The sequence below is a fragment of the Fischerella thermalis PCC 7521 genome (genome assembly GCF_000317225.1).
Classification (GTDB): domain Bacteria; phylum Cyanobacteriota; class Cyanobacteriia; order Cyanobacteriales; family Nostocaceae; genus Fischerella; species Fischerella thermalis.
This window is the reverse complement of record NZ_AJLL01000097.1, coordinates 1-14,815: the sequence shown is the minus strand read 5'-3', so window position 1 is coordinate 14,815 and position 14,815 is coordinate 1. Positions and strand designations below refer to the sequence as shown.

The 14,815-nt window shown below is 41.2% G+C and carries 9 protein-coding genes, 1 tRNA gene and 1 pseudogene; 4 read left to right on the top strand and 7 right to left on the bottom strand.

Annotated features, from left to right (window positions below; all coding sequences use genetic code 11):
- Positions 1-31: 31 nt before the first annotated feature.
- The 4 genes from glyS to UYK_RS0120335 all read right to left on the bottom strand — a co-directional run bounded on the left by glyS (position 32) and on the right by UYK_RS0120335 (position 7,510).
- A complete protein-coding gene (gene glyS, locus UYK_RS0120350; RefSeq protein ID WP_016872055.1) occupies positions 32-2,218 on the bottom strand; it encodes a glycine--tRNA ligase subunit beta in 2,187 nt (728 codons plus the stop codon).
- A gap of 409 nt (positions 2,219-2,627) precedes the next feature.
- Positions 2,628-2,698 (bottom strand) — tRNA-Gly (locus UYK_RS0120345).
- Between the two features lie 52 nt (positions 2,699-2,750).
- Entirely contained in the window at positions 2,751-3,884 is a 1,134-nt protein-coding gene (locus UYK_RS0120340; RefSeq protein ID WP_009456358.1) for a hypothetical protein, read from the bottom strand.
- Positions 3,885-4,012: 128 nt separating this feature from the next.
- Positions 4,013-7,510, bottom strand: coding sequence for a response regulator (locus UYK_RS0120335; protein WP_026086533.1), 3,498 nt, complete (start codon positions 7,508-7,510; stop codon positions 4,013-4,015).
- 751 nt (positions 7,511-8,261) lie between these two features.
- Here UYK_RS0120335 and UYK_RS0120325 point away from each other — a divergent pair.
- Positions 8,262-8,882 (top strand): GNAT family N-acetyltransferase, encoded by a 621-nt coding sequence (locus UYK_RS0120325; RefSeq protein WP_016872052.1) that lies wholly within the window; start codon positions 8,262-8,264, stop codon positions 8,880-8,882.
- 814 nt (positions 8,883-9,696) lie between these two features.
- Entirely contained in the window at positions 9,697-10,251 is a 555-nt protein-coding gene (locus UYK_RS0120320) for a hypothetical protein (protein WP_009456352.1), read from the top strand.
- Positions 10,252-10,258: 7 nt separating this feature from the next.
- Here the strand turns inward: UYK_RS0120320 and UYK_RS0120315 are convergent, their stop codons facing one another.
- Entirely contained in the window at positions 10,259-10,939 is a 681-nt protein-coding gene (locus UYK_RS0120315; protein WP_009456351.1) for a YqiA/YcfP family alpha/beta fold hydrolase, read from the bottom strand.
- Positions 10,940-11,201: 262 nt separating this feature from the next.
- Positions 11,202-11,921 (bottom strand): 5'/3'-nucleotidase SurE, encoded by a 720-nt coding sequence (surE, locus tag UYK_RS0120310; RefSeq protein ID WP_009456349.1) that lies wholly within the window; start codon positions 11,919-11,921, stop codon positions 11,202-11,204.
- 343 nt (positions 11,922-12,264) lie between these two features.
- Here surE and UYK_RS24425 point away from each other — a divergent pair.
- A pseudogene (locus UYK_RS24425) lies at positions 12,265-12,685 on the top strand (SRPBCC family protein).
- Between the two features lie 64 nt (positions 12,686-12,749).
- Here UYK_RS24425 and UYK_RS0120295 read toward each other — a convergent pair.
- Entirely contained in the window at positions 12,750-14,348 is a 1,599-nt protein-coding gene (locus UYK_RS0120295; RefSeq protein WP_016872051.1) for a CocE/NonD family hydrolase, read from the bottom strand.
- Between the two features lie 77 nt (positions 14,349-14,425).
- Between UYK_RS0120295 and UYK_RS0120290 the strand changes: the two genes are divergently transcribed.
- Positions 14,426-14,797, top strand: coding sequence for a GxxExxY protein (locus UYK_RS0120290; protein WP_009456345.1), 372 nt, complete (start codon positions 14,426-14,428; stop codon positions 14,795-14,797).
- Positions 14,798-14,815: the final 18 nt, after the last annotated feature.

Below are 14,815 nucleotides of genomic sequence, written 5' to 3'. Positions count from 1 at the left end.
ACAATTTACACAATATTTTTATGGACTTTGGCTACAAATTTTTTACAACTGCGCCAAAATCTGCTAGCACTCGCGCGTGATTACGCAGCAAACCCAGCAAATTTAACCGATTGCGCTTAATATTCGGATCTGGATCTATAACCAACACACTTTCTGGCCCATCAAAAAAATTACTCACGGTAGGAGCAATCTTTTCGAGTGCTGCTACTAACTGTTGATAATTGCGTGACTTTTGTGCAGCTTGAGTTTGGGGAACTAATTCTAGTAAGTCATGATAGAATGCCGTTTCGCAGGACTTTTGGAATAGTTCTGGCTGCACTATAGATGTAGGATCAAGTTGTTTGGTATCTAAATCACCTTGGGCTGCCAAACGGGTAGAACGGTTAACGGTTTCGTAGATTTTATCTAAAGTCCCATCTGTGCGGATTTTTTGCAGGAATAAGGCGCGATCGCGTACATCCAATAAATCTTGTAATGCTCTTTGGGTATATTCGGGGTCATTTTCACCCAAGACAGCATTCACCAAGTCATAATCTATTTGTTTTTCTTCCTGCAATAAAGTGCGAATGCGTTGTAAGAAAAATTCTTGCAAATTCCCAACCAATTCTTCTTTATGTTTGTTATGTTGTGCAACAAAATCTGTGGCGATTTGCTCTAATAACTGCTGTAAATTAATTGCTAAATCTGCTGTCCATGTGATATTTACAACAGCATTGGCTGCCCGTCGCAAGGCAAAGGGATCAGAAGAACCTGTGGGAATCATCCCTAAACCAAAGATACCGACTAAAGTATCTAATCTGTCTGCCAAACCCACAACTTGACCTGTAATTGTTTGTGGCAAAATATCATCTGCACCACGAGGCAAATAATGCTCAAAAATTGCTGTTGCTACAGCTTCTTCTTCTCCACTTGCTAGGGCATATTTTTGTCCCATAATTCCCTGTAACTCTGGGAATTCATAGACCATTTGACTAACTAAATCAGCTTTGCATAATAAAGCGGCACGGTGGATATTATGACTTTGTTCTGGGCTTAATTGCAATTGTTCAGCAATCTGTGCAGCAATTTTAGAGATGCGTCCGACTTTATCTAACAGTGAACCCAAATCTTCTTGAAAAGTAACTTTTGCTAGCTCTGGTAAAAAACTATCTAAAGGATTTTTTAAATCAGCATCATAGAAAAATTTCCCATCAGCTAAACGAGCGCGAATCACTCTGGCATTACCAACGGCAACTATATTTGATTTTGCTGGATCGCCATTGGATATGGTGATAAAATACGGCAGCAATTCTTGTTGCTTGCTATCTTTAAATACAGGGAAATAACGCTGGTGATGCACCATTACAGTAGTAATAACTTCTGTAGGCAAATCCAAAAATTCGCTTTCAAATTCACCAATTACCGCAGAAGGCCATTCGACTAGGTTTGTGACTTCCTCTAATAAATCTGGGTAAATTTCTACAGAACCATTTAACTTGTGAGCAGAGTTTTGAATTTCTTCAACAATAATATTTGTCCGTTCCTCAATATTTACAGCCACCGAAGCTAAACGCAGTACATTTACATAATCGGTAGCTTGGGGAATTATAACTGGTTGGGGATGTAAAACCCGGTGACCTTGAGAAATGCGATCGCTTTTAATCGTCTCGGAACCATTCACCAATTCTATGGGCAAAACAGCATCATCTAACAAACTTACCAACCAACGAATGGGACGAGAAAACCGCAAATCCCCATCACCCCAGCGCATCAACCGCTTACCTTCTAAGGCAAAAATCCACTGGGGAACAAGTTCTGTTAAAATCTCTGCTATCCGACGACCAGGAATCAGCTTGCGTACAAAAACAAAATCCCCTTTGTCAGTGTTGCGAATTTCCAAAGCATCGAGTTCTACACCTTGCTTTTTGGCAAAACCTTGTGCTGCTGGGGTAGGTTTTCCGTCTTTAAAAGCAGTTTGTGCGGGTGGACCTTTTATTTCTTCTTCTCTGTCGGCTTGCTGGGATGGTAAACCTTTGATCAATACTGCTAAACGCCGAGGAGTACCATAAATTTCTACAGATTCACTCTTTAAGTTATGTTCTTGGAGACTTTGAGGAATCAGCGATTTCCACTGTGCAACAGCACTACTCAAAAAGCTTGCAGGTAATTCTTCTGTACCAACTTCTAATAAAAATGCTAAGTTCTCTTTTCTATCAATATTTTCAGGCTTTATAAGCATAATGCTACACAGTTGCTACACAAATAGTAGGTTAATTAAGTGTTTTGTTCTTACATTTCAGTCTAAAATAATACATAAATGCTAAACATTTGTCTGTACAGGTTAGACTTTTATGAATTTTATCATCTGACCACGCTTGGGATTATTGACAGGACTTTGAACGGCTAGCCTGACTTTTCATAAGATCTGGAAAACCTCTCTCCTACCTCTGCGCGGGTTCACCAGAGTGGCACCTCTTGTGAAGTTTTTCATGCTTGGTGGTGAAATTTTTTCGTCGGGACTGCGTCGAAAAATGCTACGATTTCATCAAAAATCGACGTTGCTCAATTTGGTCATGAATTGTGTTTATCTACATTTTGTAGAGACGTAGCAGACGTAGTAGAGACGTAGCAACGCTACGTCTCTCAAAAGCGGGCAGCGGGAATCGAACCCGCATCAATAGCTTGGAAGGCTATGGTTTTACCACTAAACTATGCCCGCGGAAAATTTTCAACTCCAATAATATAACATAATCTTAGCCACAAATCAAGAACTAACGGCGCTCTATTTTCACACGCACAAATAAGTTGCTTTGGAGCGGCTGGCTAACATCTTGGTTTCTACCAGGACTAAATGACACATTCTGAAAAACATCAATCAGAAGTTGCTGATATTTAGTTTTTTTCGTTGCGAGTTCTTCGGGAGTCATATCTATAATCTCAACTCCTGGGTTACCATTGGCATCACGTGCAATCAACTTACCTTTTTCATCAATTGCCAAGGAAGCAACCAAATCTACATTATCCAAATCCGGTTCGCTGCTGATAAAACTTACAGGCAATTCTTTTGTATTGTCTCCCAAAGGTTGAGCCACAATATCTGGCGGTACATCTTGTATCACCACCCCTTTTCGGATCAAATCAATCATTTCATCTCTAGAAAAAGCATCCCAGGTTGCTACCAGCCCACCACTAGTTTGAGTTTCGTCTGTTGGTAATTGGGGTGGTGGTTGCAGCGATGGATCTATTGTTGGTAGCGGCGTTGATTTTCCCAGCGAAATATTAGCATTTGGTTGTTCTGGGAGTTGGGACTCTAGTTGCTCATTTGTGGAGGGAAAACTGTCTTTTGGAGGAGTTGTAGGGTTTGTATTTGGTAATAAAGCCTGATTTTGCTCATCTGGTATGGGATTTTCCGATTCTGAGGTGGATGTGTCTGTATTATCAGGAGGCGGTGTTGGAGGTATAGTATCAGGCTGTTGATTTGCTGGTAATTCTGGTGTGGGTGTAGATTCGGGTTGTGTAGTTGGTTGAGGTTTTGCAGAGGGTTGCTGGCGTAGAGAAGAATTAGGCTTAGAGGCGATCGCTGTTTTTTGATCAATCAAAGCGATCGCATCCTCATTAGTGAGCAAAGATGATGACTGTGGTGAAGCTGGTTTGACTTTGGCTTGTGATTGAGCTTTTGCAGATTCTGTTGGGGAAATTTCTATGATTTCAATAGGTATATTGTTACTCGAGTTTTGCTGTTGTCTCAGGCTCAACTGATATGAGTATAAGCGCAACATCCAAAATGCAAGCAAATGTATGGCTACTGAACCCGTAAATACAGCAATCCACAAACCAGGAGGATCGCTATGCCGGCGATATATTGGAGATGAAGTTGCTTTTTGCTCAGTAACCGATTTTGTCATAATTTTGCTAATGGTTGGTTTGGTTGTTGATTGTTGGTTGTTGTTTGTTGGTTCCGTTAACCACTAACCACTAAACAGACGTGCCATGGCACGTCTCTACAACAACTAATCACTAACCATTGACCATTTTAGCGATTAGCCATTAACTCTGGCGTCAGAGCGAAGGTCAGAACCGTTTCGTCTACTCCTTTTAGTTCTAGCGGACTACGTTTGATAATTTCTTCTTCTTGTAAATAATCTGCAACCGCCGCCGAAACCAAGACAGTACCGGGAGCAGCTGCTTGCTGCAATCTCGCAGCAATGTTTACACTCGGACCAATGGCTGTATAGTCGGCGCGTTCAGAGCTACCAAACATACCTACAACAGCTGTACCTTGGTGGATACCACAGCGAAACTGTACACTTTGACGTTCCGTCGTATCAAAAACACCATGCTCTCGCCAATGTTCGTTTAACTTTTCTAGCGATCGCAGCATCGCCCTGGCTGTATTCACAGCACGTCGCACCTGTTCGTTAGGTGTTAACTCTTCTGGCGCTCCAAACAAAGCTAAAATAGCATCTCCCATAAATTTATCTACAGTACCGCCATTATCAAATACCGCTTTTGTCATCACTTCTAAATATTCATTGAGCAACTCAGCGACACGGCGTGATCTGAGGGTATTTGCTAATTGGGTAAAACCAACAATATCACTAAATAAAACTGTAATTAAGCGCGGTTCTGGTCGCAAATCTAAAACTAAGTCTCCAGCTGCGGCTTTTTGTACTAAAGCTGGTGGTAAAAATCGTTTCAGTACTGATTCGGTAAGATAAGTATTTAATTCTACTACTTTACGTTCAGTAGCCTTCAAGGCTAACAGGTTCCTCACCTCTGCCAAAAGTTCGCGATCATTAAATGGTTTAGCTAAATAAGCATCTGCACCCAGTTCTGTACCTTCGATGCGAGTTTCTTCATCAATTTTTGCTGTCAGCAGGATGATTGGAATTCCTTTTAATTGCTCTTCGTTGCGGATCATCCGAATCATCTCTAGCCCCGACACTACAGGCATCATTAAATCACTAACAATTAAGCTAGGTGAAGTTTCCTTGGCCAGTCGGAATCCTTCTAAACCATTATGAGTTGTCCGTACGTGATAGCCGTGGTCGCGAAGAATACCAGATACGTAAGCTCTTAGATCCGGGTTGTCGTCTACAACTAGGATATAGGGGCTAGTGGCTAGGGGCTCGGGGCTATTACTAAAATCTTCTTCCCTGGTTTCTAGTTCCAAATCCCCAGCCCTTTCTTCGAGTAATTCTAAATCTGCCAATTCCACAGCAGCACGGCTAAGATTGACTTCTACAGTCACTTCCGACACTTGATCTGGGGGTAAATGAGCATTACCAGGAATTAACCAGACGCTAAAGGTAGTACCTTGACCATAAACTGATTCTACAGTTACCTTGCCACCGTGGAGTTCTACTAATTCTTTTACTAAAGCCAAACCTAAACCAGTGCCTTCATAGGAACGGTTTTCAGAGCCTTCAGCTTGGCGGAAGCGTTCAAATAGGAGGGGGATTTGTTCTGGGACAATGCCAATACCAGTATCTTCTACTGTCAAAATGCAATGATCATCTTGAGACTGGATGGCAACAGTGATTGTACCACCTTCAGGAGTAAACTTCATGGCATTAGACAGGAGATTGTAAACCACCTTGTCAAATTTTTCCATGTCCAAGTATACTTTTGGGCATTCAGCCATGTCGGTGGTCAGGCGCAGTCCTTTTTTTTCGCAGTAGGGACGAAACGACTCAACAATTTGACTGACAAATTCGACTAAATCACAGGGACGAAAACTTGGTTGCATCCGACCTGCATCTAAGCGTTGCAGATCCAGTAATTGGTTGACAAGCCTTAACAAACGACGGGAGTTACGTAAGGCGATCACGCTTTGTTCGTAAGATAAACCCTCTTTTTCAGATACTGCTGTTTCTAGTGGCCCTTGAATGAGGGTAATGGGAGTACGAAATTCGTGGGAAATATTTTGGAAAAACTCGGTTTTTTGTCTGTCTAATTCCAGTAAGCGTTCGGCTTGTTCGCGAGTTTTTTGGTACAAGTGAGATTGCTGTACTGCGATCGCTGCTTGTGCTGCTACTGCTTTTGCTAACTCTATTTCTGAAGGCAACCACTGACGTGATTTTTTACTTTGCTTTAAAGTAATACTACCAATACTTTTACCATCAGCTAAGAGGGGAACTACCATTAGCGATCGCGCAGGTACTCGCAAATGTAAGTCAAATCCCTTGGTTTCTGGCGAACACTGGCCCATATCTGGGACAATCACCGGTTCTTGTGTCCGTAACATTTCTTGCAGAATCGGATTTCCTTTGATCGGTGCTTGCGACTGAGGTAAATTATGAGTTTTGACATCCTCAATATTTGTGGGACTATGAGTATTTACATCTTCAGAACTGTCATACAAACCTACGCAGCGAACATATTCATCATCTTCTGTCCACAAAGACAGCACACAACCATCCACTTGTAAAGCTTGTCCTAATTTTTGGGTAATAGCAGCAAAAATATCTTGTGGATCTAAACTAGAGCGAATCGCACTGGTAATTGTATTAATCAGAGCTTCCCTTTGAGCAAGAGCGCGTACTTGCTCGTAAGCATAGGCTTGAGACAAAGCCAGAGCGGCTTGATCTGCTACCATCATCACCAACTGCACTTCATCCTCACTCCAGATCCGGGGTGCATAACACTGGTGCAACGCCAGCACCGCCATTAGTTCCTGCCGACAAATCAGCGGCACAATTAGACTAGAGCAAATATTAGCATCAGTGAAAGCAGCAGCACGCGATCGCAACTCAACAGCATCCCCTTGAATGCGTTCGTCACTGGCTACATCATGAATTACTTGTACTTCCCGGGTTTCCCAAACTGTTTGAGACAACAGGGGTAATGGAGTTTCAGAAGACACGGAGAATGTTTGATTTACATTCTCCGCGTCCCCCTGTCCTAATGTCTCCGTGTCTTTCTCTGGTAGCTTCTGATAAATAAACCCTTCATCAACCAATTGATTCTCTTGGAAAGGACGCAAGAGGCAAACATCCACCTCCAGCATATGCCCTACCGTATCCACAATGGTTTGCAGAATCTGTCGATAGTCTAAAGCGCTGCGAATAGTGTTGGTAACGGTGTTCAGCAGCGATTCCTGGCGGAGTGTACGAGTTAATTCGCGAGTACGGGCCTTGAGGACATTGTGGGTATCCAAGGCTTGGCGTACTACTGCTTTTAGTTCCTCTGCTTCCCACGGTTTGGTGACATATTTGAATACCTTACCGGAGTTAATGGCTTCTACTAGGTCTTCGACATCGGTGTAGCCAGTCAAAATTATCCTGATGATATCTGGATACTGAGTTGCTGTTAGGCTTAAAAATTCAGTACCACTCATCATTGGCATTCGCTGATCGGAGATGATTACTGACACATCTCCCTCTTGCGCCAGCAGCTCCAACGCCGCTGGACCAGAACCTGCCCTCAACACCTTGTAGTCACGATAAAAAGTGCGGTAAAGCAAGTCTAAGTTGTCAGGTTCGTCGTCGACAACTAAAATTTTAGGCTTATTGTTTGCTTGGGATTTCATGCACCGCTTTCCTGCTGCAAAGGCAGTCGGATAAACAATAATCTGATCAGATAAGGATGAAACTGACTCAGGTAAGAGCAGAGCATTTTGACGACCTAAGCCGTTTGCCCACATGAGTGCTGATTGGAAGAGGGTTTGCTCACAGCCATCTGTCTCAATAAATTATGCCGATTACTGTTTGCTTTGGTGCACCCCAATTAATTTGATGCTCAGTATTAGTTTGACAGAATTTTTGTTTTGTAGCCAAATCTCTGCTCACCTCCAACGAGAACTGTTTTATAGCATATACAGCAATCAAGACTGGTTGAACAATCCAACTGAAGCTGCATATTAATTTTTCCCGCCGTAGCATCGACACTAACACTTTTGGGTAAATTTTATTTATAACAGTCATTTTCAAGTCAGCAATCCCACAACAACTAAGATTAAAGAGCAAAGTATACTATTAGACAAATAGCTATTTACAATTTAGCCATTAGGATTATCAACTAGACAAGTGGTAAGAGAATAGATAATAGGGACAAGGGAAGGGGGACTATGGAGACAAGGGGGACAAGAAGGACAACTAATCAGTTATCAGTTATCAAATTAAACTGGTCACTGATTCATGCCCAATCCCCAATCCCCATTCACCTATCCTCTATCCCCTATGCCTCACACCAGCTTTTTTTAAGTTTTTCACATAGTATTGAATGGTGTTTTACGATATTTGAAAGGATTTTTGTTCTATTAATTCACCACATAACTAGCCTTGACACCCTGGTTTTTCCAACAATCCCATCAACCACCAGTCACAGCAGCATCTGCTGAACAAGCTTCCTGTCGGTTCCAAGTCCGTACAGCGACACCTGCTGATTTGACTAGCGTTGCCCAAATTATTGCTGAAAGCTTTCACTCCCAAAATGGTATCTGGGCATGGGCTTTCCCTTTGCTACGCTTGGGTATTTATGAAGATTTAAGACACCGATTAGTATCATCTACATCCCACCACGTCTGTTTAGTTGTCGTTGACACCGCAGCCAATACACCTAATAACTTAGTTGGTACTTTGGAGGTAGGTGTGCGGTTCAGTGATTCTTGGACAGAGGTTGGCAAAGTTTTTCCTTACCTGTCTAATTTGGCTGTTTTGTCAAAGTGCCGTAGACAGGGTGCAGCCTCTCAATTACTTCAAGCTAGTGAAAAATTTGTTAGAGAATGGGGATTTGAAGATTTATATCTTCATGTCCTAGAAAACAACCATCAGGCACGGCAACTCTATCTCAAGTTCGGATATCGTGTGCATAAAGTGGAATCTAATTGGAATATATTATTTTTTAGAAACTCACGACAGATATTATTGCATAAGCATCTTATGCCCAATTCAACTAGCTAATTTTTAAGTGATGGGTGGACGGGAAATGTCAACTTTCTTTTACTTATAACTAGGAATAGCCTAGAAAAGTCTTTTTGCCTGTTTACTGTATCTTTTGTCTTCTACTAATCCTCGATTTGAGAATAGCAATTAATTCCTTGCTAAATCATGGAAAACTTTGGTTGGCTGAGTATTCAGTTGCTCTTAGCCATACATACTTAATTTCTAATCACTTTGTAATTTGATGGTTTTAATAAATTTTTATTACATTAGTTAAATAAATGTATATCTTTTCTCGTGAAATTCAGAAGATGCCAGCCAAGGTAATTTTTGATAAAATCTGTTATAAATAAAAAACTAATACTTTTATATTAGATTTGAAAAATCATGATAGAGTCTTGTTAAAATTCAATTGTGAATTTGTACAAACAAAAATATATGTTTTTTAGTATATATTGTTCAAATTTGTTGGTCGAAAAATAATATATAAATAATGAATAATGATTTATGAGTGCGATATAAAATATTTCGTTATTTTAGATATATTCAGTAAAAACACTGAAAGTCATCTGTCAAGACCTCACAATAACTTTGTATTAAAAATCTTCATCTTTATAGAAACTTTAAAAAAAATACCATGTATACAGCAGACAAATCAATGTTAAGTCTCATAAAATATGGATAATCAATTACAGCACAGTCTCTATTAAGTTTCATCATAAGTTACATTCACAGAAGCAATCTTGTTAATAAAAAATCAAAACTTTGATTTAATAGCAATATATCTATATTTAGACACAAACTAGTCCCAAATTCATCCTCGTTTTGAAAGAAGATGGATAGCGAAAAAAATCAACGCTATCAGACTGCTATGGTATCTACTTATTACCCAGACACAAGTTTTCTTGACTATATTGTCATGTCAGATGGAACTGAGCAATCCTATGGCTCGGATATCCTAACAAATTTGCTAAGTAGAAAGGTTTTCATTGTTAACAGTCGAAGACGAAATGGGTTGATACTCTTTAAACGCTACCATACAGAGTTTGCTGGTCCAGGAGCAGCGGTAGGCGGCGATTATGATTGTGATTGTCAAGGAGTATTACCAATAGGAAATTTATCTTTATTAACTCCTGAAACCAATGAAGAGCGGCAGAAAGCTTATTTAATTAGGCGACAATGGATTAGGCTAATCAAACAGATTACAGAAAACCCTGTACCTACTCAGCGAGTTCAAAAGATTCTGGATCAATTTGAGCAGTACTTTCCGCTTGAGATGGTAGAACATTTGCCAGATGAAGCATTTGCACTATTAGTAGGTGTTTTACCACAAACAGTTTCAATAGTACGCCGTTTAGGCAGTAATATAGATAGTAGACTAGTTTATTAAACTTAATTTAACTTTTATTTAGCTGGCAAAACTGGTAGATTGCTTGCCAAATTTGTCTTAGGACATTACTTAAGGCGTGATCACTCTCTAATTCCACTAGCTCTACCCAAGGACGTGATTTAGCAAAAGCACGACTGGCTTGGATCGGAATAACCTCATCATTTTTTCCATGTAGGATGAGGGTAGAAATTGGGCGCTGTAATATTTCTTCTTGATATTGAGCCGCATCTGTTAGGAAATCATAACTTAAAGGTAGCGATCGCCCTTCGCCATAATGATAAACCATTAAATACTTTTCTTTTTGCCAAAGTTGTACTTGTGCATCTCCTAGCTGGGCTAACCAGTGGGATAAAAAGCCAAAGGCTGGTGCTAACAAAATCAGCTGTTGCACCTGGGGATATTGCTGTGCTAGGTGAGCAGCTGTTAAACCGCCGAGACTGGAACCAATGAGGGTTACTGGTGTAGATTGAGGTGGAGATTGTTCTGTATCCCCTTTACCATCTGCTGAAATGATTGACGCGACTTGATTAATTTGGCGAGTAATTGTCAAGTGGGAAAAATCACCAAAATTTAAATCAGGAATATTCACCTTGATATTAAGTTCCGCAAAGCGATCGCGTATATACCGAGCTTTGGCAGAATTAGGACTAGAAGCAAAGCCGTGAAGATAGATAAATTTGTTAACCATCAAGCTTTAGAGATATTTATAAAGTATAAATAAAATTACGGTTGGGCGTGTTAGGCGCGTATTTCGAGATGATTGGTAACAAAAACTTTATCAAAGCGCCTAACCTACCGCAACATAAGATAGTGCGTCAGGCTAAAGCTGTGACACAACGCCAGATGCTTTGTACCGGGAAACCCGTCCACCGCACCGGCTCCCCTACTTTAGATTTACTTTATAAATTAATTCTCCTCAGTCTCCCTCGAAATGATCACTAGTCACTAATTTATACTTTTAACTGAGTGACTGCGATTTTACCTGAAAAGCAAACATCAACATCACTGCCAGGAGTGCGATCGCGCTGTTGATATACGCCAGCATAATAGAATTTATCACCTTCTATGCGGTAGTTAATGGGCAATGGTTTAGTACAAGGTTGGCAAAATACTACTTCTGGATCGGGTTCTCCTAGCAAGAGATGGGGTAAATTTACATTCCAAAAAGTTCCCGCTTCCCAAGGACGGTTGAGTAGGTCAGCTAAAACATTCGCTGTCCAGCGTGCAGCTACATGCCAATCAACATTAAGTTTACCTTTGCGATAGTGAGATATCGCAACTCCCGGAATACCATGCATCGCTGCTTCCCTTACCGCAGCAACAGTACCAGAAATATAGGCATCTACTCCTAAATTACCACCAGCATTGATGCCAGATATGACAAAGTTGACATGCTCACAGATATGTGTTATCGCAATTCTCACGCAATCAGCAGGAGTACCTGCAATGGCATACTCATGATCTGAGCGATGGTGAACGTGTATCGGTTGAGTTGTGGTTACTTGATGCCCACAGCCGGAGAGATGATCTCTAGGAGCGGCTATAATCACGGGTAAGTGAGTACTGGATGCTGGATATTTGCCATTCATACCAAGTCTGTTTACAGCTTCACGAAGTGCTTTAATACCTGGAGCGTCAATCCCATCGTCATTAGTCAGAATTAAGGTCATAATATTTTGGCAATATCCAACTTTTACATTTTCTCCTTTTTAGCTCATTTAATATTTCTGTAATTCATTTCTCACTGCAAGAGTTTATTGCACGGCGTTGCTGAATCAAGATATGAATTTACAATTCACGGGTATGACCAGACGTAGAGACGTAGCATTGCTACGTCTACGTCTGGTCAATGATTTGGCATCGAACTACAAAAATGTATGCACACATAATTCATGACCAAATTCAGCAACGCCTATTGCACGGGTGAGCAAAAAAGAGGGAGTAGAACCAACTGCTGCTGCAATACATATTCGTTCAGTGTTTACAGTTCTCCAAGATACTGTGACACCAGGAATGAACCAAGCTATCAAATCCGCAGATGAACTTTACCGCTTTTGGCATAACTTTGAGAATCTGCCCAGGTTCATGAAGCATCTTAAAAATGTGGAGGTGTATGACGAAAAAAGTCGCACTGGATTGCTAATGCACCTTGGGGTCAAAGTGTGGAATGGGATGCGTATATCCTAGAAGACCGGGAAAACGAATTTATTTCTTGGGCTTCCGCAGAAGGGTCAGATGTAGATAACTCTGGTTTTGTCCGCTTCACGAAAGCACCTAGTGATCGGGGTACTGAAGTCAAAGTGGTTATGGAATATAACCCACCCGGGGGGCATTGGGAGCAGCGATCGCTAAACTTTTTGGTGAAGAACCAGAACAGCAAATTGGCGATGAACTACATCGAAGGTCAAACGGTTCTGTTGGAAGCCATTCATGAACGTTGGTACATAACCAAACATGAAAATTATTACCCTTCCTGCCTTCTGCCTCCTACCTAGTTTTCAAGATCCTGCAATTACAGGGAGTAAAATTTGGGAAAGGGAAGCGCCTCCACAACTGATTGTTAATGTAATAATTTCTGCTTCCATACCCATACTTGAATTATTACCAAAGTTAATTGCATAGGCTGGAAAACAAGACGCACTTAAACTTAATCGCAAGGCATTACCTCTAGCAATGCGCGCACAAGTTGTTTGTAATTGAATTTTTCTAGTAGTATGATTCATACCATCTTGACAACGTAGATAACCTTGTGTCAAGTTATACACTTTTCCATCAGGATAAATTTCCGATAGCACCACAGATAAATCAAAGCTGGGTTTGTCAGCACTACAAGAAATAGCTACGACTACATCGCCTGCTAAATGCAAGTCAAAATCAAGTGGTTCACTGGTGTAAGTTAAAACATCAGAACGACAATCAATGTGCGATCGCTCAAAAACACCCGCAGGTATGCCCGCATGACCACCCAAACTAGGAACAGGTCGCCACGGGTCATGAACTAAGACATCATCTACGGCATTTTCTGGGCAAGCCGTGGTGAGAATGCCTTCGTCCTCGCGAATACCAGCTATTCCGTAACTTGACAAAAAGTAGGGTTTGTGTTCAAATTCAGGAAAGCTGAGAAATCCTTGCCAAGTATTGCTGCCCATCTCAAAGAGCCACACAGGTAACTGATGGGTTAAACCAGTGTCTATACCTTTAAGGAACTGGTCAAACCAACATATTTGCATTCGATCTACAGGGCTAATAGCATTAACACCAAAGTCCACTTCACCAACTTTGCGACCCCAAGGTAAATGCGCCCACGGCCCCACTAAAAGCTGTTGGCGGTACTGACTGCGGGCTGCCATCTCTTTATATAAATTCAGGGTACCACGCAAATATGTATCAAACCATCCCCCGATATGAAACATGGGCAAATCAATATTTTGCAAATGCGTTTTGGGCGAAAGATTTTCCCAGTAAGCATCGGGTTGGGAGTGTTCTACCCACTCGTGATAAAAAGAATCTGGGATAAGATTTTGGAGAACTTCAGGACGTGTGGGAATGGGATCGTATAGAGGTAAATTCCGAGATGCTGCTAATAAAGCTTGATAAGCTTGTTTATCTCCTCGCAAACGGGCAGTTTCCGTCGCTAATTGTATTGCCCAAGCCAGATTAGTGTGCAAACAGAATGCACCACCTTCATAAGCCCAATCTGTGTATAAATCATAACCAATCATCGCCGGACAAATCGCTTTCAGGGCTGCTGGTTTAGCAGCAGCAGCATATAGCTGAGTCATTCCTTGGTAGGAAAAACCATACATTCCCACAGCCCCATTACTACCGGGTAAACTTGCAGCCCAATTCACTGCATCTTCACCGTCAGCAATTTCATGGGCAAACAATTTAAATTCACCAGTTGACGTACCGCGTCCCCGGACATCTTGAATCACCACAATATAACCTTGGGCAGCGTACCAACGTGGATGGGCATAGACAACAGTAGATGCGATCGCTCTACCATAAGGTTGGCGCATCAATAATACCGGAAATTTCCCTTCAGCATCAGGGCGATAAATATCTGCATCTAGACGAATTCCATCGCGAGTGTACATGGATGCGGTTTGTTTAGGAAGGACTTTGAGCATGGGTATGATGGAGGAATTATGAACTTAACTATAAATGAATACAGATGCATCCAGATGAAATAGATAAAATTACGCAGAAAATTATCGGCTGTGCGTACACAGTAAGTAACATTTTGGGCGTCGGCTTTTTAGAAAAGGTGTATGAAAATGCTTTGTGTCATGAATTACGGAAGGCAGGGTTACGAGTAAAACAACAATACAATTTACAAATACTATATGACAGTATTGTAGTTGGAGAGTATTTTGTTGACTTAATAGTAGAAGAGTGCGTACTAGTAGAACTCAAAGCGGTGAAAAACTTGGATGATGGTAACTTTGCCCAATGTATGAGTTACTTAAAAGCCTCTCGACTAAAAGTCTGTTTACTGATAAATTTCGGTAATCCCAAAGTCGAAATTAAACGGATTGTGCGATAAAACCAAACACCGATAAAA

What these genes read in the sequence shown, in the direction of transcription:
- glyS (WP_016872055.1), bottom strand. Translation starts at nt 2,218, where the DNA reads ATGCTTATAAAGCCTGAAAATATTGATAGAAAAGAGAACTTAGCATTT.
- UYK_RS0120340 (WP_009456358.1), bottom strand. Translation starts at nt 3,884, where the DNA reads ATGACAAAATCGGTTACTGAGCAAAAAGCAACTTCATCTCCAATATAT.
- UYK_RS0120335 (WP_026086533.1), bottom strand. Translation starts at nt 7,510, where the DNA reads ATGAAATCCCAAGCAAACAATAAGCCTAAAATTTTAGTTGTCGACGAC.
- UYK_RS0120320 (WP_009456352.1), top strand. Translation starts at nt 9,697, where the DNA reads ATGGATAGCGAAAAAAATCAACGCTATCAGACTGCTATGGTATCTACT.
- UYK_RS0120315 (WP_009456351.1), bottom strand. Translation starts at nt 10,939, where the DNA reads ATGGTTAACAAATTTATCTATCTTCACGGCTTTGCTTCTAGTCCTAAT.
- surE (WP_009456349.1), bottom strand. Translation starts at nt 11,921, where the DNA reads ATGACCTTAATTCTGACTAATGACGATGGGATTGACGCTCCAGGTATT.
- UYK_RS0120295 (WP_016872051.1), bottom strand. Translation starts at nt 14,348, where the DNA reads ATGTACACTCGCGATGGAATTCGTCTAGATGCAGATATTTATCGCCCT.
- UYK_RS0120290 (WP_009456345.1), top strand. Translation starts at nt 14,426, where the DNA reads ATGCATCCAGATGAAATAGATAAAATTACGCAGAAAATTATCGGCTGT.